A 16,273-nucleotide genomic window follows, 5' to 3' on the forward strand; every position below is an offset into this window, starting at 1 on the left:
CGTGCAGCCTATTGGCTGGACGCCTTAGCTTGTGATTCGCACCCGGTTGATCCGATGACGGATTTCTTCGAAGGTGGATTGCAGGGTCGAAGAATCAGGCACGTCAAAGAAGTGCTGCGGCGTGGTCGCACAGTCGCGCATCAAGTTGGCAGAGTTCGAATCCTGCAGGTCGAGGCGGATCGTGTAGATCGTGATGTCGTCCGCCTTGGCATTGGTGCAGCCTGCCAGCGTCTTGCTGTCCATGGCCGACCTGATGGTGGAATCGTTGCTGTTGCGCGCCACCAGCCTCTGGTCGGCAAGGAAACCGAAGCTCGAATAGGACGAATAGCGGTTGTTGCTCATCCTGTTCCAGGCGTTGTTGCCGTCGGTCAAGAGGATGACGATCTTCTCGTTGTTATGCGCGTTCCGGGGACGGCCCTCGGTGAAGGGCTCTGCATCGTCAAGCGTGCGCCAGCCCCACATCATGCCTTCGAAGATATTCGTGTTGCCGAGCGCTTTCAGCCCGTCGATGGCGTCGAGAATCTTGCCGTAGTCCGTCGTCAGCGGAACGATCGGCTTGCTGTCGCAAAAGAAGCCCGGCCCCATCGGTTCCGAATAGTTGGAATAGTAGCGCGAAGAGCTGTCGTTGATGGTCGGCTTGCGCCAGGTAGAGCGCTCGCCGACCTGCCCGTTCGCATAGGGCACGCCATAGACGGCGAGCCGCTTCGCCAGGGAGGAGGCGTTCCCGTCGACCGAGACGGCACGGCTGGAATCGTTCAGCCAGTTGTTCGGCCGCGCGCTGTAGCTGTCGCTGTCGTCGATGTGAAAGGTCGGCACGAACAGGCTGCGCGGATCGCTGCTGACCGGGGCGAGCGTCGTGTCGTAGGCCTTATAGTTGACGGGATCGCGCGTTTCCACGCAGCCCGGCCACGTCTTGCCCATCAGATCATAGAGCTGGAAGCGGCTGAGGCCGGCCGGCAGGTCGCCATTCGTGGCTGGGTTTTGTCCCCAGGTGTCGAGCCAGCTTGCCCCGGCACTCTCCAAGGTTCCATCGTTCCTGAAGGTCGGCGCAAATTGCGGGCCGACATTGACGAAGGTGGAGAACGGCACCAGCGAGAACTTGATCTTGCTGGTGTCGGAAATGTCCTCGGTCATCGTCTCGACCATGGTCTTCGCCGCGATCTTCAGATCGGCGAGCTTGGCGCCTTCCATCGAGCCTGTCGTGTCGAGAACGAGCGCGATCTCGTAACTCATGTCGCTATAGGCCGCACGCGATTCGATTTTCATGTCGATCGTGCTGCCGGCCTTGAACAGGGCGAAGGGATTGTCGGCCACGGCCGTTGCGCCCAGCCGCCATTCGTTACCATTCCTGTCGATTGTCAGATTCTTGTAGGAACCGGCGAAATTGGCGGCCAGCATGTCGGCGGCGATCTGGAACGCCTCGGCTTCACTCAGCGTGCCGTAATGGGCGCGCGCCAGCGACAGAACGGCCGAATCCGCCGCGTTCTGCAGCGATGAGCGCACGTTCATGGCATTGGTATAGTCGACGGTCAGCCCGACCGCGCCAACCAGCGGAACCGCCAGCACGCCCAGCATCATCGCGTAGTTGCCCTCGCGATCCCGCATGAAAGATTTGAGAACGTCGATCAACTCTCGCTCCCCTGAAGCTTGTTCTGCCTGAAGGGAGTCAGTCGTAGTCCGCAATTCTGAAGGTCGGGTTGAGGGACGTCGTTAATGGCGCATTGCAAAAATCGTTTGAGTTTCCAGTTGGTGGAGACCCTACGGTCCGGCTTGCACCTCGATTGGAGAAGCGGATGAAACTGCTATTGCCCCTCGCCCTTTCGGCCCTGCTGCTGGGGCCCCTGCCCGTTTCGGCGCAGCCCGCGCATGACGCACACCATGCCGGCCATGCCCCCGCCGCAGACGAAGCCGCGTCGACCGCGGCCTATCGCGCCGCGATGGAGACGATGCACGCGGACATGGCGGCGATGGAATATTCGGGCGACGCCGACATCGACTTCGCGCGCGGCATGATTCCCCATCACCAGGCGGCGATCGACATGGCGCGCGTCCAATTGGCTGAAGGCGACGACCCGCAGATGCGCAAGCTCGCCGAGGAAATCATCGAGGCGCAGGAACGCGAGATCGCTGAACTCGAAACCTGGCTGAAGGCCAACGACACAGACTAGCGCCAACACGCGAAAGGCGCCGGACCTCTTCGGTCCGACGCCTTCCGTCTTCCGCGGATCAGTCTCGCGGGTCTATCGGATGACCGGGCAGTTCGGCGCGCGGGCAAAGACGATCGCCGTGCGGCCATGGCGCCAGGCCCGTCCCGCAACGCGGATCACGTTGCGGTTGGCGTTGACGACGCGCGGATCGCGCAGCCCCATGCGCGCAGCCTTGTGGACGGCCTGGCCGGGTGTGCAGGCCTGGCGGTGGTGGCGCGGTCCGCCGCGGTGCCAGCGGTCTCCGCGATGGTGGCGGCTGCCCCACTGGACGGTGACCACGCTGGCATTGCCGTGAAATTGAAGGCTGGTGGCGTTGGCCTGGACCGGCGCCGCGGCCATCGTGCCGAGGCCGACCAGCGCGGAAAGAGCCGCCATCTTGGCGAATTTGAACATCGTGTCTCTCCTCGTGGCAGATGCGGATCAGGCATCTCGTCTCGCTCGTGAGCGATGGGGAGAGAATGGCTCAGCCAAGCTGAACCCGTTCAAAATCTAGCGTTCATGCACCGTTCATCTGGCCGGCACGATATCCTTCATCCAGTATTCCATCGGCTTTTCGCTCGCTTCGCCCGCGCCGACGTCCCGCCAGGAAAAGGATGTGACGAGCCCGTCGATCCGCCGATATCCGCGCTTTTCCCAGAACCGGTTGAGCGGCATGTAATCCGCCGGTCGCATCGGGTGGTCCACTGGCCGCACGACAGCGGAAAAGACGCACTTCGCATAACCTGCCTCGCGCGCAGCCCGTTCCCGCTCCTCGAAGAAGCGCACGCCGATCCCCGCGCCACGATAGCGAGCCTTGAGGACGGATTCTCCAAAATAAAAGAAATCGCGAACGTCGAGACTACGGTCGGCGAAGGGTTTCGCAAATTCTGGATGGTGCTCGCCGAGCGGCGAGGCTGTCGCCGCGCCGACGAGTTCCTCGCCGTCGAATGCGCCGATCACCACCGCGCCCGGCGCATCCATGTAGGTCGCCAGATAGTCGCGCTCATAGGCCACGTCGCCGTCATAGAGATAAGGATAAGCGCGGAAGACCTCGATGCGCAGCGCCGCGAGGTCGTCGATGCGCTCTTCGACTTCCTCGCGCGCCAGGCGCCGGACTGTGATGCTCACCGTTCAGCCCTTGGAGACCGCCGCGATCCAGTCTTTGAGATTGTAGTAGGTCGTCACGCGCGAGATGCGACCGCCGTCGATCTCGAACAGGATCGCGCCCGGCACCGAGTAGCGCTGGCCGTTCGCCTCGGGCAGCCCTTCGGCGGTGGAGAGATACTCGCCGTGCACGGTGAACTCCGCCGCCGCGCGGCTGCCGGTCTCGTTGGTCATGATGACGATGTCGGCCAGTTCTTCCTTGTAATGGCGGTCCATCATGCCGAGGAACCACTTGAACTTGTCCTTGCCGATCTCACGGCCACCTTCGTTGATGTCGTGCGCCACATCCTCGTCGAGACAGTCGAGCATCCCCTGGCTGTCGCCGGCATTGAAGGCTTCGAGATAGCGCTCGATCAGGACTTTGGCTTCGGTCTGGCTCATCGGTGGTTCCTTGGTTCGAGGTCGGGGAATTGCAGGTAGGCGGATGCCCAAGCGCGCGCAAGCGCCTTATGGCTCCTCGTCCAGCATGTGGTCGAAATAGTCGTCGACGCTTTCCATGTCGGTCTCGAGCGCGGTCACCTTGCCGCGAACGGAGATTCCGGCCTCGTGCACGGTCTCGCGTGAGCCAGAGAGGAGATGGTGCCACCATTTCAGGTCCTCGCCATTCGCGACCAGTCGGTAGGCGCAGGTCGAGGGCAGCCATGGCAGCGTGCGCACCTTTTCTGGCGTCAGCTTCACGCAGTCGGGCACCTTGGCCAGCCGCCCCGGATAGTCGGAGCAACGGCATTTGTCGGCGTCGAAAAGGCGGCAACCGATGCTGGTCCAGTAGATGTCGCCAGTGTCCTCCTCTTCCAGCTTCGACAGGCAGCACTTGCCGCAGCCATCGCAAAGCGACTCCCATTCCGGCGTGGTCATCGCCTCGAGCGTCTTGGTTTTCCAGAAAGGATCGGACATCGCGCCGATGTGGACCCGCGCCCTGTCCCGGTCAAGCCGCATTGCCCCCGAGGTCGACCGATTTGCCCCCGCATTGCCGTCAAATGGCCTTCCGGAAGCCCGTTTTCCCGCCAAACCGGAACAAAAAGCTGGTCTTTCTGTTGAAGCCGGGTTGGGACCTACTTTCAGGAGCACACTCTAATGAAGAGACAGTCGCGGATATTGGCCGGGACCGCCCTCGGGTTGATCATGGCCACCGCTCAGCTCGGCGCGGCACCGCTTGCCGGCGCACGAACGGATTTCGACGCCTTGCAGAAGGATGGGCAGCTCAACGCGCCGGTCATCCTCGCCCAGGCGACAGAGGAGACGGAAGAGCAGCGCCTGCAGCGTGAAGCGCAGGAAGCTCAGGATGCCGCTGAAGAGGCACCCGTAGAGGAAGAAGCACCCGTAGAAGAGGCCCCCGCCGAGGAAGCCCCGGCCGAGGCGCCCGCCGCCGAGGAAGCGCCAGCCGAAGAGCCGACCCCCGAGGAAGCACCCGCGGCTGAAAAGGCCCCGGCTGAAGAACCTGCTGCCCAAGAAGCCCCGGCCGAAGAACCCGCCGCCGAGGAGGCGCCGGTAGAGGCTCCGGCAGCCGAGGAAGCGCCCGTCCCGCAAGAGGCGCCGGCTGAACAGCCCGCTGCCGAAGAAGCTCCAGCTGAAGAACCGGCCGCGCAGGAAGCCCCGGCAGAGGCTCCGGCAGCAGAAGAAGCGCCCGCTCCGGAAGAGGCGCCGGCTGAACAGCCCGCCGCCGAAGGAGCTCCGGCTGAAGAACCGGCTGCGCAGGAAGCACCCGCTCCCGCTGACGCGGCTCCGGCTGAGGAAGCCCCTGCCGAAGATGCCGCTCCCGCTGAGGGCGCCGCCCCGACCGAACAGGCTCCCGTCGAGGGCGCAGCTCCGGCCGAAGGTGAAGTCGAAGTCGAAGGCGCCGTCACCCAGCCGGCCGAGCCAGGTGAAGCCCTTCAGGTCGAAATTCCCCCGGAGCAGGCCTTCGAGGAGACCGAAGACCTCGCGCCGATCCTCGATTCGCAGAAGCTGGAGCCGGCCGAGGCCGAGGCCGCGTTCGAAGCCGAAGCCGCCGCTGAAGGCGAAACGCCCCAGCAGATCGAGGAAGAGCGCGCACGTCGTGCCCGTCCGGCCGGACCTGCCCCTACTTCCGAGCTGGATGCACAGGCTCTCGAACGGCCAATCGAAGTCCAGTCCCTGCGTGCTGAGGAAGGCCGCCGTCTGGAAGAGTCGGAGGTTCGCGAACGTCGTCGTGAACGCCGCGAGGGAGCGGAAGTCGTTCGCGAGATGGACAACCGCTTCATCGTCAACTTCAACAACACCACCGTCATCCAGAGCGACGACCGCCCCCGTCTGACGGCCGGTGCCGACGAGGTCTACTACGAGGAGCTTCCGCGTGGCCGCACCCGTGAGGTGATCGTTCGTCCAAACGGCATCGAGATCGTCACGATCCGCGACCGCTACGGCGACGTCATCAAGCGCTCGCGCTTCTCGCCGGACGGACGCGAATACGTGCTGGTCTATGCCGACGATCGCCGTTTTGACGACGAGCGTCCGCGTCGCTGGCGCGACCCGGCCCGCGATCTTCCGCCGCTGGCACTGACGATTCCCGTCAGCCAGTATATTCTGGAAGCCAATCGCGTGGAAGATCCGGACATCTACTACGAATTCCTGGATCAGCCGCCGGTCGAGCAGGTCCGCGAGGTCTATACGATCGATGAAGTGAAATACTCCTCGCGCGTTCGCGACATCGCCCGCCGCGTCGACCTCGACACGCTGACCTTCGACTTCGGGTCGGCCAGCATTTCCCAGAGCGAGGTTCCCCGTCTGCAGGGTGTAGCCGATGCGATGGCACGCATGCTCGAGGAAAACCCGGCCGAGACCTTCCTGATCGAAGGCCACACGGATGCCGTCGGTTCGGATGCCGCCAATCTGGCGCTCTCCGACCAGCGCGCCGAAGCGGTCGCGGTCGCTCTGACGGACTTCTTCGACATTCCGCCGGAGAACCTGGTCACGCAGGGCTATGGCGAGCAGTACCTGAAGGTGAACACCCAGGAAGAAGAGCGTCGCAACCGTCGCGTCGCGATCCGCCGCATTACCCAGCTCGTCGCCCCGGTGGCGCAGGCGCAGTAAGGCACCTACATACAAGGTTCCCTGCCCCATCCCCCTCGGGCTTAGGCCCGGCGGGGAGAGGCATCAGAGCCCGGTCGTCCTCCAGCGACCGGGCTCTTCTCTTTTCAGATTGCTTTCAGCCGGCTGTCCCTGAGCAGCCCATGTTCTTCGAGCACCGGATAGGCGATCGAGGCGAGCAGCGAGTTGATCTGCTTCAGGTCGCGGATCGTGTCGAGATGGATCGAGCTCGTCTCGACGCTCTCGGCCGTGCCCAGGCGCAGCCGGTCGAAATGACGCTGGCTGGAGTTCTTTTCAAGGTCGCGCAGACGTTCCTTTTCCTGCACGAGCTGGCGCGCCGTCTCCCGGTCGCGCGAGACGAGCACGTTGAAGGCGAGCCGGGCATTGGCCAGCACCGCCGCATGCATCTCGTGCAGTTCGTCGAGCCCGTCTTGCGAAAACGACACGCCCCGCTCCAGCTTCTTCTTCACCTGCGCCAGCATGTTGCGCACGATGATGTCGCCCACCTGTTCGAGCTTCACGCAGGCGCCGAGCAGTTCCTGGTAGCGCAGCGCCTGGTCCTCGCTCATCTGCGAGGCGCTGATGCGCGCCAGATAGAGCTTGATCGCCGCATGGCGCTCGTCCACGCGGTCGTCGAGCGCCGTCAGCGCCGCGATCTTCGGCTTGTCCGCCTCCTCGTAGAGTTCCATGACATTGGTCAGCATGATCTCGATCGTATCGCAGATCGCCATCACCTCGCGCGTCGCGTTGCCGAGCGCCAGTGGCGGATTGTGGAGGACGGACGCATCGAGCGAAGAGACCGGCTGGTCCTCGAGGTCGATGAGTGCCTGCGGCTGCATCGCCGTCAGCGCCCCTGCGACCAGCCGATGGACGATGCCCGCCACCGGCAGTCCGACGATCACCAGCGCCAGGTTGAAGGCGATGTGCGCGTTGACAAGCTGCACCTCGGGCGAGCCGCCGAGAAGGTCGAGCGGCGGATGGACGAAGGCGATGACGATCAGCGCTGTCACCGCGCCGATGCCGCGCAGGACGAGATTGGCGATCGGCACCGAGCGCCCTTGCGGCGCCATCGCGCGCGACAGCATCGCCGCGATCAGCCCGCCTCCCAGATTGCAGCCGAGCACCATCACGATGCCAAGTTCGACCGGAATGAGGTCGCGCGCGGCCAGCGCGACGATCAAGAGGATCGCGGCGACGCTCGAATGGAAGAGCCAGGTCATGATCGCCGCGACGATGAAGGCGGTGATCGGGTCGGCAGCGAGGAAATCGACGATTACCGGCAGGAGCCGGCTTTCGCGCAGCGGCTCGGACGCCTCGCCGATCAGCCTGAGCGACAGGAGCAGCAGGCCGACGCCGACGAGGATGCGCCCGAACTGGCGCCACGAGCGCCGCTCCGTGGTCATGAAGATCGCCGTGCCGAAAAACAGGCAGATCGGCACCAGCAGGCTCAGATCGAAGGACAGCATCTTGACGACGATGGCCGACCCGAGGTCGGCGCCGAGCACCGCGACGAGCCCCGCTGCCCCGCCGACGATGCCCGAGCCCACGAACGAGCCGACGAGCAGCGCGACGGCGGTGGCGCTTTGCAGGGCGATCGCAAGCCCGGTGCCCGCGACGACGCCTGCCAGCGGATTGCGCAGTGTCGCGCGCAGCCGCCGGCGCAGCACCTCGCCATAGGCCCGCTCGACGCCGGTGCGCACCATGCGCGTGGCCCACAAGAGCAGCGCGACCGCGCCGGCGAGGTTGAGGAGAACGACCGACCCGCTCACGACCGGGCCTGCGAAAGGGAGGCGGCCAGGGACGGCTTGAAGCGTCTGCAGAATGAAATCATGAAATCAGCTTTGCTCTCGCGCGGTTCTGCCCGCGACTTTTTCTTTAGTCGATTAACAGGAATCGCACGGCCGCGATCGGCACGCAAGCGCGCTTCCATGGTCCAGTTGCGACGCGTGAAGGGTGTGAATCACGGGCATGAACCCGCAATCGTCTCGCGCGGCGCGCGGTTCGGCTCTATATGCAGGACAAAGCGAGCAGAACCCAGATGCGATTTTCACCTTCCTTCCTCGACGAGATTCGCGACCGGGTGCCGATCTCCTCGGTGATCGGGGCGCGCGTCACATGGGATCGCCGCAAAACCAACGCCCAGCGCGGCGACTATTGGGCCTGCTGCCCCTTCCACGGAGAAAAGTCCCCCTCCTTCCACTGCGAGGACAAGAAAGGCCGCTACTACTGTTTCGGCTGCGGTGTTTCGGGCGACCACTTCCGCTTTTTGACCGATCATGACGGCCTCGCCTTCCCCGAAGCGGTCCAGCGCATCGCCGACATGGCCGGCGTGCCGATGCCTGCCCGCGACGTGCAGGAAGAACGGCGCGAGCGCGAGCGCGCCTCGCTCTCCGACGTCATGGAAATGGCGACGCAGTTCTTCCAGGATCGGCTGCAAGGTGCGGACGGCGCCAAGGCCCGCGCCTATCTGCGCGAGCGCGGTCTCGTCGGCCCCACGCAGCAGAAGTTCCGCCTCGGCTACGCGCCCGAAAGCCGCAATGCGCTGAAGGAGCATCTGGCCGCGCGCGGTGTGGAGAAAGGCCAGATCGAGGCCTGCGGCCTCGTCGTCCACGGCCCGGACATTCCCGTCTCCTACGACCGCTTCCGCGACCGCATCATGTTTCCGATCGAGGATGCGCGCGGCCGCGTCATCGCCTTCGGCGGCCGCGCCATGTCCGCCGACGCGCCCGCCAAGTATCTGAACTCCAACGACACCGAGATCTTCCACAAGGGACAGGTGCTCTACAATCTCGCCCGTGCCCGTGCGTCCGTTGCCCGCGGCGGAACGGTGATCGCCGTCGAAGGCTACATGGACGTCATCGCGCTCGCGCAGGCCGGCATCGAAAATGCCGTCGCTCCGCTCGGCACGGCGCTCACCGAAAACCAGCTCGAACTGCTCTGGCGCATGTCCGGCGAGCCCGTCCTGTGCTTCGACGGCGACCAGGCCGGCATGAAGGCCGCATTCCGCGCCGCCGACCTCGCTTTGCCGCTCGTCCAGGCCGGCCGCACGCTGCGCTTTGCGCTCCTGCCGAACGGCCAGGACCCCGACGATCTCGTCAGGGCCGAGGGTGCGGAAGCCTTCCGGGCCATCGTTGCCGAGGCGCGCCCGCTCGCCGACATGTTGTGGCAGCGAGAGACGGGCAGTTCCACCTTTGACACGCCCGAGCGCCGCGCCGACCTCGAAAAGCGCCTGCGCGAACTCACCTTCCAGATCAAGGACGAGGATGTCCGTCGCCACTACCACCAGGAGATGCGCGACCGCGTGATCCGCTTCTTCGGATCGACCCGCCCGCAAAACCCGCGTTTCGAAAAGGGCGGCGGACAGGGCCGTCCCGGCGGCCCCGGCCAGATGGGCAAGCAGCGCTTCGCCGTCTCGGAGACCCTTGCCCGCTCCTCCATGGTCCGCCCTGCCGCCTCCGCCATGCCGCTGCGCGAGACGTTGATCCTCGTCACGCTCGCCAACCACCCCGACCTCGTCGACGAATATTTCGACGAGATCGACCGGCTGTCGATCACCAGCGCGGAACTGCGTCAGTTGAAGGCGTGCATCGTCGACGCCGCGGCGCACGGGTTGACCGGCAAGGCCGGTACGCTCATCGAGCACGTCCGCGCCTGCGGCATCGTCGAGATCTGGGAACGTGCCCTGCTGCAGGTCAAGGGCGCGGGGCTGTGGACCGCCCTGCCCGAGGCGGCACTGGACGACGCACGCGACGCCTTTCAGCAGGCCCTATACTTGCAGCAGGCGGCTCAGTCTCTACATAGGGAGTTAAAAGCAGCCGAGACCGCGCTTGCCACCGAGCCGACGGAGGAAAATTACCGTCATCTCGTCGATGTGCAGTCCCAGTTGCGAGACGTGCAGGCCACCGAGGCGCTCATCGAAGGTTTCGGGGTCCAATCGGGTCGTGCGGGCCGGGCCTGACGGCTGGACCGCCGAGCGCCGGCAAGGCAATTGATTCGCTTTTTTGCGGCGAATCGTGTCACAGCCGCTTGACCTTCCGCCTGAATGACGGAATCAGGACGACCACGAACCATTAACGAGCGGTTTGCCCGCATTGAAGACGGATAACGGGACGGTACACTGGTTTTGATCGGGTTGGGCACGCCGGTTTCGCTACCAGGGTTAACAGCGCATTTACGTGAACGCGCGTATGCGCGGTCGAAAAGCGCGGTCCGCGCATCTGCACCCATGTCCCCGACGAGAGCCGCTGAGGCTTCCAATGGCCTGATGGCCGCCTGGAGAACAACATATGGCGACTAAAGAGAAGGAAGAGGTCGAGAACGAGCGTGAAGGCGGGACCGACGGTCCGCTGCTCGACCTTTCCGACGACGCAGTCAAGAAAATGATCAAGCTCGCCAAGAAGCGCGGCTTCGTTACCATGGACGAGCTCAATGCCGTGCTTCCCTCCGAGGAGGTGACGTCCGAACAGATCGAAGACACGATGGCGATGCTGTCCGACATGGGCATCAACGTCGTCGAGGATGACGAGAACGCGGAAGACGGCGATCGCGAGAAGGAAGGCGACGCCGAGGAAGAAGCGAACGAGCTTGCCGAGCAGACCGGCACAGCCGTCGCGGCGACCACGACCAAGAAAGAGCCGACCGACCGCACCGACGATCCCGTGCGCATGTATCTGCGCGAGATGGGTTCGGTGGAGCTTCTGTCGCGCGAGGGCGAGATCGCCATCGCCAAGCGCATCGAGGCTGGCCGCGAGACGATGATCGCGGGCCTTTGCGAAAGCCCGCTGACCTTCCAGGCCATCATCATCTGGCGCGACGAGCTCAACGAAGCCAAGGTCCTCCTGCGCGAGATCATTGACCTTGAGGCGACCTATGCCGGCCCCGAGGCCAAGCAGGCGCCGATCGTCGAGCGCACCGAAGAAGACAACAAGCCGAAGGTCGACGACAAGGCCAGGCGCGGCCGTGAGGACGACGACATCACCAATGTCGGCGGCGACACGCGCGGCGAAGAGGAAGACGACGACGAGGACGAGGCGAACCTGTCGCTGGCGGCGATGGAAGCCGAACTGCGTCCGCAGGTCATGGAGACGCTCGACGTCATCGCGTCGACCTACAAGAAGCTTCGCAAGCTCCAGGATCAGCAGGTCGAGGCCCGCCTCGCCCAGACCGGTGCGCTTTCGTCCAGCCAGGAGCGCTCCTACAAGAAGCTCAAGGACGAGCTGATCACGGCGGTCAAGTCGCTGTCGCTCAACAATGCGCGCATCGAATCGCTTGTCGAGCAGCTCTACGACATCAACAAGCGTCTCGTTCAGAACGAAGGCCGGCTGTTGCGTCTGGCCGAAAGCTACGGTGTGCGCCGCGAGGATTTCCTCCAGCAGTACCAGGGCTCCGAACTCGACCCGAACTGGATGAAGTCGATCGCCAATCTGTCGGCGCGCGGCTGGAAGGAATTCGCCAAGAACGAGAAGGACACGATCCGCGACATCCGTGCCGAGATCCAGAATCTCGCCACAGAGACCGCGATCTCGATCCTCGAGTTCCGCAAGATCGTGAACCAGGTCCAGAAGGGTGAGCGCGAAGCGGCCATCGCCAAGAAGGAAATGGTCGAGGCCAACCTGCGTCTCGTCATCTCGATCGCGAAGAAGTACACGAACCGCGGCCTGCAATTCCTTGATCTGATTCAGGAAGGCAACATCGGCTTGATGAAGGCGGTCGACAAGTTCGAGTACCGCCGCGGCTACAAGTTCTCCACCTATGCGACCTGGTGGATCCGGCAGGCGATCACCCGTTCGATCGCCGATCAGGCACGCACGATCCGCATCCCGGTCCACATGATCGAGACGATCAACAAGATCGTGCGCACCTCGCGCCAGATGCTGCACGAGATCGGCCGCGAGCCGACGCCGGAGGAACTGGCCGAAAAGCTCGCCATGCCGCTCGAAAAGGTCCGCAAGGTCCTGAAGATCGCCAAGGAACCGATCTCCCTCGAAACGCCGGTCGGCGACGAGGAGGACAGCCACCTCGGCGACTTCATCGAGGACAAGATGGCGATCCTGCCGATCGACGCGGCGATCCAGGCCAATCTGCGCGAGACCACCACCCGCGTCCTGGCCTCGCTCACCCCGCGCGAGGAACGTGTCCTGCGCATGCGCTTCGGCATCGGCATGAACACCGATCACACGCTCGAAGAAGTCGGCCAGCAGTTCTCGGTGACGCGTGAGCGCATCCGCCAGATCGAGGCCAAGGCCCTGCGCAAGCTCAAGCACCCGAGCCGCTCGCGCAAACTGCGCTCGTTCCTGGACAGTTGATCAAAAAAACCCGGCCTTGAGCCGGGTTTTTTCATATTACGAGCGTCGCGTCGCCGAGAGCCACAGTCCTCAGGATTTGGCGCCGCCCTTCTTGCCATTGTCTGCAAGGTCCTTGACCTGCTTGCCGAACGCAGCCACCGGGGCCGCGGCCGGCTTGGCCTGCTTCGGTTTTCGGATTTCCTTGCTCGAACGCTTCTGCCCCTTGGCCATCAGTTCCTCCCTTTCGCATTTGCCGCTTCGATCAGTTCGAGCGCGCCTTCGCCGGCAACGCGGTCGTGTCGTTCGCCCGCGGCGCGGATCTTGTATTGGAATTCATTGTCGTGAGCCGGCAGGCAGTCGATCACGCTGTACGTCTCGTCGGTGCGCAGCGGCTTGGCAAACCATGATTTGAGATGAACGGCCTGCCCGACCGAGAAGCGATGGACCGCCTCGATGCGCGGGCCGCGTGCGGATTGAAATCGGATCATTGCGTCGCGTTGTCCTTCACGATGGCGGCTTCCAGATCGTTCGAATCGATCTCGACGATCTGCGTCGGACGGGATGCCCGGTCGATGGACGGCAGGTGGATGTAAGTTGCGACGGATCGGTGCGCGATCCATGAAAGACCGTCGATCAACTCTTCATCGCGGTCGATGCGGTATTCGCCAGCAGGAAGCGTCTGCCCGATCCCGCGCAGTGTGAACGGCGCGGCAAAGCGGGTCGTGGACGATCTGGTCCGGGTGGTCATGATGTTGGGTCCTTCCACCAGGCCCGATATCCAAACAGAGCCACCCACAAGGGTTGCCCGGCCGAAAACCTGTCTGGTCGAAAATCAACGGACAACGCAGCGCCGCACGGCATCTCGCCTGCTCGGCAGCAATTTCCATCTGGTAGCCTGTATGAGCATGCCGCAAATCAGCCGCAATTAAGGCCGGATGGGCAACTATCGGCCAGCCAGGCTGACGATCGCGGGCCCGACTGCCTTTTGCTGATCTGTCTCGGACGCCCCCGAGATTTCCAGTGCTAGCCGGGCACCGGGTACGCCCCAGAAGCGATGCCGTAGACTGATCGATGGATCGTGCGCCGGTTGCATCGGGCGCATAGTACGGGCGTCAACTTCAAGTCAGTGCCGTGCCGCGCGCGGCCTCTCGCCCCTGCGGCACGCAGGGAGGTGCAAAATGACGACCTACATCGTTCTCGTAGATTGGACCGACCAGGGGATCCGCAATGTGAGCGATTCCCCGCAGCGTCTCGACGCAGCCCGCAAGTTGCTGTCGGACATGGGCGGCACGTTCCGCGACATCTGGATGACGATGGGCGAGCACGATCTCGTCGCCGTGTGCGAAGCGCCCGACGACGCGGTTGCGGCGCGCTTCGCCCTGCAGCTCAGCAAGGGCGGCAACGTGCGCACCCGTACGCTGAAGGCCTTCCCGGAGGCCGCCTATCGCGAGATCATAGCGAAGCTCTGAAGGCTTGCGGCGCACAGCCGGCCGGTCCACCTTGTCGACAACGCACAAGGGAGACGGCATGGGCGCATCAGAAACGGTCGAAGGCGGCTGCCGTTGCGGCGCCGTCCGGTTCAGGACGAAGCTCGTCGACGGCTTCAACACCGCACGGCGCTGCACCTGCTCGCTTTGCGCGATGCGCGGCGAAATCGCCGTATCGGCGCGTGTGGAGGATTTCGAAGTCGAAAAGGGCGCCGGGCTCCTCACGCTCTACCAGTTCAACACGAGGGTCGCCGAGCACTGGTTCTGCTCGGTCTGCGGCATCTACACGCATCACCGCCGCCGCTCGGACCCGTCCCAGTACGGCGTCAACGTCGCGTGCATCGACGGCGTCAGCCCGTTCGACTTCGCCGAAGTGGTCGTCAATGACGGCCAGACGCATCCCAACGACCGCCCCCCGGGCGCGAGCGCCGTTGCCGGCGTCCTGCGTTTCGAGGCGTCCAAGGTCGTGGATTGATGGCGCGACAGACGATCCTCACCATCGAAACGCAGGGAGCGGGCCTCTACGAGTTCACCGACGAGGCGGCGCGCTTCCTCGCCGCTGCCGGCCGCACGGAACCTGCTCTTCTCACCGCTTTCGTGCGCCACACCTCCTGCTCGCTCCTCGTTCAGGAGAATGCCGATCCCGACGTCCGGCGCGATCTCGATGCCTTCTTCGCGCGGCTCGTGCCGCCGGCCGACGACCCTTCGATGTCCTTTGTCGTCCACCGCTCGGAAGGACCGGACGACATGTCGGCTCACATCAAGGCGGCGCTCACCTGCGTGTCGCTCTCGATTCCCGCCCGCGATGGCCGGCTGCTCCTCGGCACATGGCAGGGGCTCTATCTTTTCGAGCACCGTGCGCGACCGCATCGCCGTGAGATCGTGCTCCACCTCGCCTGAATTTGGGCGAACTGGCCGGCCATGCTAGATCCGCCTCGAAACGAGGAGAGAAGTGATGTCGTTTTTCAAGAAACTGTTCGGCGGCGCCAGTCCGGCAGCCGAGACCCCGGCGAAGACGCTCGAATACAAGGGCTACACCATCCAGCCCAGGCCCTTCCAGGAGGGCGGCCAGTACCAGACCTGCGGCATCATCTCCAAGGAGATCGACGGCTCGGTAAAGGAGCACAAGCTCATTCGCGCCGACCGCTTCCCCTCACTCGACGACGCGACCGAAACCACCATCCGAAAGGCGCGGCAGGTCATCGACGAACAGGGAGACCGGATCTTTGGCTAGGCTCGCACTCGCCTTCGCACTCTTCGCCCTGCCCGGCTGCGCGGTGTTCGGCGGCGCCGGAACGGCCACCGTCACCGATGGCCGCATCGATGCGCGTGGAACCGCTTCCTCTGCCGGCATCGGCGCGTCCGGCCCCTATGTCGGCACGACATCGGGCCGCGTCGTCGTCAGGTAGACCTATCGCTGCCGGCGGGCACCCATCCCGGCTTGGGCGTCAGCGGCGTCGATCACACGAGCAGCGAAACAAAAAAGGCGCGGGTCGCCGCACCGGCCCCGCGCCTTCGCCAACGGACGTCTTCGCCCGGCGGCTTCCTATTTCAGCATCGTCTTGACCATCCCGCTGGCCTTGGAGAAGTCCATCTGGCCGGGGAATTTTTCCTTCAGCGCAGCCATGCACTTGCCCATGTCGCGCAGCCCGTCGGCGCCGACTTCGGTAATGACCTGGGCGCAGGCCTGCCGCGTGTCGTCCTCGCCGAGCTGCTTTGGCAGGAAGTCGCGGATGATCTCGATTTCCTGGCGCTCCTGCTCGGCGAGTTCGAGCCGGTTGCCCTCTTCGAAGGCGCGCGCGGATTCCTCGCGCTGCTTGACCATCTTGGCGAGAATCTGCGTGATCTCGTCATCGCTGACCGGGTCTTTTCCCTGCCCGCGATTGGCGATGTCACGATCGGTTATCGCGGCCTGGATCAGGCGCAGCGTCGATGTGCGCCGCTTGTCCTGGCTCCTGAGCGCCGATTTCAGTGCCTGGGCGATTTTCTCGCGCATGGCTAGTCTCTCCTGTCGGGAAGCGGACCATAACGTCCGCTGATTGCAGAGGCAATCAGTCCCGTCTCTAACGCGTTGATTCGATTGATTCGGATTGGTACGAACCGCAGT

At 64.2% G+C, this 16,273-nt stretch carries 19 protein-coding genes; 9 read left to right on the forward strand and 10 right to left on the reverse strand.

The window, feature by feature from the left end; translation table 11 throughout:
• Positions 1 to 24: 24 nt before the first annotated feature.
• Positions 25 to 1,629, reverse strand: a complete 1,605-nt coding sequence (locus tag GTK01_RS15835) for a pilus assembly protein (protein WP_252927733.1) — start codon at positions 1,627 to 1,629, stop codon at positions 25 to 27.
• 164 nt (positions 1,630 to 1,793) lie between these two features.
• On the opposite strand from GTK01_RS15835, the gene GTK01_RS15840 reads away from it, so the two are divergent.
• Positions 1,794 to 2,168, forward strand: coding sequence for a DUF305 domain-containing protein (locus GTK01_RS15840; RefSeq protein WP_252927734.1), 375 nt, complete (start codon positions 1,794 to 1,796; stop codon positions 2,166 to 2,168).
• 72 nt (positions 2,169 to 2,240) lie between these two features.
• Here GTK01_RS15840 and GTK01_RS15845 read toward each other — a convergent pair whose 3' ends face one another.
• From GTK01_RS15845 to GTK01_RS15860, 4 genes are all read right to left on the reverse strand, one after another.
• Positions 2,241 to 2,600 carry a hypothetical protein gene (locus tag GTK01_RS15845; RefSeq protein WP_252927735.1) on the reverse strand — a complete coding sequence of 120 codons (360 nt, stop codon included), beginning with the start codon at positions 2,598 to 2,600 and terminating at the stop codon, positions 2,241 to 2,243.
• A 114-nt stretch (positions 2,601 to 2,714) separates the two neighbouring features.
• Positions 2,715 to 3,314: a GNAT family N-acetyltransferase gene (locus GTK01_RS15850; protein WP_252927736.1), complete on the reverse strand. Its 600-nt coding sequence runs from the start codon at positions 3,312 to 3,314 to the stop codon at positions 2,715 to 2,717.
• Between the two features lie 3 nt (positions 3,315 to 3,317).
• On the reverse strand, positions 3,318 to 3,731 hold the full coding sequence (locus tag GTK01_RS15855) for a ketosteroid isomerase-related protein (protein WP_252927738.1): 414 nt from the start codon (positions 3,729 to 3,731) through the stop codon (positions 3,318 to 3,320).
• 66 nt (positions 3,732 to 3,797) lie between these two features.
• The gene (locus tag GTK01_RS15860) at positions 3,798 to 4,244 is read right to left on the reverse strand and encodes a YcgN family cysteine cluster protein (protein WP_252927811.1); all 447 of its coding nucleotides are present in this window, start codon (positions 4,242 to 4,244) and stop codon (positions 3,798 to 3,800) included.
• A gap of 180 nt (positions 4,245 to 4,424) precedes the next feature.
• On the opposite strand from GTK01_RS15860, the gene GTK01_RS15865 reads away from it, so the two are divergent.
• Positions 4,425 to 6,398 carry an OmpA family protein gene (locus GTK01_RS15865; protein ID WP_252927741.1) on the forward strand — a complete coding sequence of 658 codons (1,974 nt, stop codon included), beginning with the start codon at positions 4,425 to 4,427 and terminating at the stop codon, positions 6,396 to 6,398.
• Positions 6,399 to 6,502: 104 nt separating this feature from the next.
• On the opposite strand, the gene GTK01_RS15870 is transcribed toward GTK01_RS15865, so the two are convergent.
• The gene (locus GTK01_RS15870) at positions 6,503 to 8,164 is read right to left on the reverse strand and encodes a Na/Pi symporter (RefSeq protein ID WP_252927742.1); all 1,662 of its coding nucleotides are present in this window, start codon (positions 8,162 to 8,164) and stop codon (positions 6,503 to 6,505) included.
• A 269-nt stretch (positions 8,165 to 8,433) separates the two neighbouring features.
• Between GTK01_RS15870 and dnaG the strand changes: the two genes are divergently transcribed.
• Positions 8,434 to 10,353 carry a DNA primase gene (dnaG, locus tag GTK01_RS15875; RefSeq protein WP_252927744.1) on the forward strand — a complete coding sequence of 640 codons (1,920 nt, stop codon included), beginning with the start codon at positions 8,434 to 8,436 and terminating at the stop codon, positions 10,351 to 10,353.
• A gap of 328 nt (positions 10,354 to 10,681) precedes the next feature.
• Complete coding sequence (gene rpoD, locus GTK01_RS15880; RefSeq protein ID WP_252927754.1) at positions 10,682 to 12,700, forward strand: RNA polymerase sigma factor RpoD; 2,019 nt, start codon at positions 10,682 to 10,684, stop codon at positions 12,698 to 12,700.
• Positions 12,701 to 12,769: 69 nt separating this feature from the next.
• On the opposite strand, the gene GTK01_RS15885 is transcribed toward rpoD, so the two are convergent.
• From GTK01_RS15885 to GTK01_RS15895, 3 genes are read right to left on the reverse strand one after another with little or no spacing between them, the layout of a single operon-like run.
• Positions 12,770 to 12,910: a hypothetical protein gene (locus GTK01_RS15885; protein WP_252927757.1), complete on the reverse strand. Its 141-nt coding sequence runs from the start codon at positions 12,908 to 12,910 to the stop codon at positions 12,770 to 12,772.
• Positions 12,910 to 13,167 (reverse strand): hypothetical protein, encoded by a 258-nt coding sequence (locus GTK01_RS15890; protein ID WP_252927759.1) that lies wholly within the window; start codon positions 13,165 to 13,167, stop codon positions 12,910 to 12,912. The genes GTK01_RS15885 and GTK01_RS15890 overlap by 1 nt, the downstream gene beginning before the upstream one ends.
• Entirely contained in the window at positions 13,164 to 13,427 is a 264-nt protein-coding gene (locus tag GTK01_RS15895) for a hypothetical protein (protein WP_252927760.1), read from the reverse strand. Before GTK01_RS15895 ends, GTK01_RS15890 begins: the two co-directional genes overlap by 4 nt.
• 430 nt (positions 13,428 to 13,857) lie before the next feature.
• On the opposite strand from GTK01_RS15895, the gene GTK01_RS15900 reads away from it, so the two are divergent.
• The 5 genes from GTK01_RS15900 to GTK01_RS15920 are packed head-to-tail and all read left to right on the forward strand — an operon-like array spanning position 13,858 to position 15,575.
• Positions 13,858 to 14,148, forward strand: coding sequence for a GYD domain-containing protein (locus GTK01_RS15900; protein ID WP_252927762.1), 291 nt, complete (start codon positions 13,858 to 13,860; stop codon positions 14,146 to 14,148).
• Between the two features lie 58 nt (positions 14,149 to 14,206).
• Positions 14,207 to 14,641, forward strand: coding sequence for a GFA family protein (locus tag GTK01_RS15905; RefSeq protein ID WP_252927764.1), 435 nt, complete (start codon positions 14,207 to 14,209; stop codon positions 14,639 to 14,641).
• Entirely contained in the window at positions 14,641 to 15,066 is a 426-nt protein-coding gene (locus GTK01_RS15910; protein ID WP_252927766.1) for a secondary thiamine-phosphate synthase enzyme YjbQ, read from the forward strand. The genes GTK01_RS15905 and GTK01_RS15910 overlap by 1 nt, the downstream gene beginning before the upstream one ends.
• Before the next feature lie 55 nt (positions 15,067 to 15,121).
• Positions 15,122 to 15,400 (forward strand): HlyU family transcriptional regulator, encoded by a 279-nt coding sequence (locus tag GTK01_RS15915; RefSeq protein WP_252927767.1) that lies wholly within the window; start codon positions 15,122 to 15,124, stop codon positions 15,398 to 15,400.
• A complete protein-coding gene (locus GTK01_RS15920; RefSeq protein WP_252927770.1) occupies positions 15,393 to 15,575 on the forward strand; it encodes a hypothetical protein in 183 nt (60 codons plus the stop codon). The genes GTK01_RS15915 and GTK01_RS15920 overlap by 8 nt, the downstream gene beginning before the upstream one ends.
• A 137-nt stretch (positions 15,576 to 15,712) precedes the next feature.
• On the opposite strand, the gene GTK01_RS15925 is transcribed toward GTK01_RS15920, so the two are convergent.
• Positions 15,713 to 16,162: a GatB/YqeY domain-containing protein gene (locus GTK01_RS15925; protein WP_252927771.1), complete on the reverse strand. Its 450-nt coding sequence runs from the start codon at positions 16,160 to 16,162 to the stop codon at positions 15,713 to 15,715.
• Positions 16,163 to 16,273: the final 111 nt, after the last annotated feature.

It is taken from the genome of Aliihoeflea sp. 40Bstr573 (genome assembly GCF_024105655.1).
GTDB lineage: Bacteria > Pseudomonadota > Alphaproteobacteria > Rhizobiales > Rhizobiaceae > Aliihoeflea.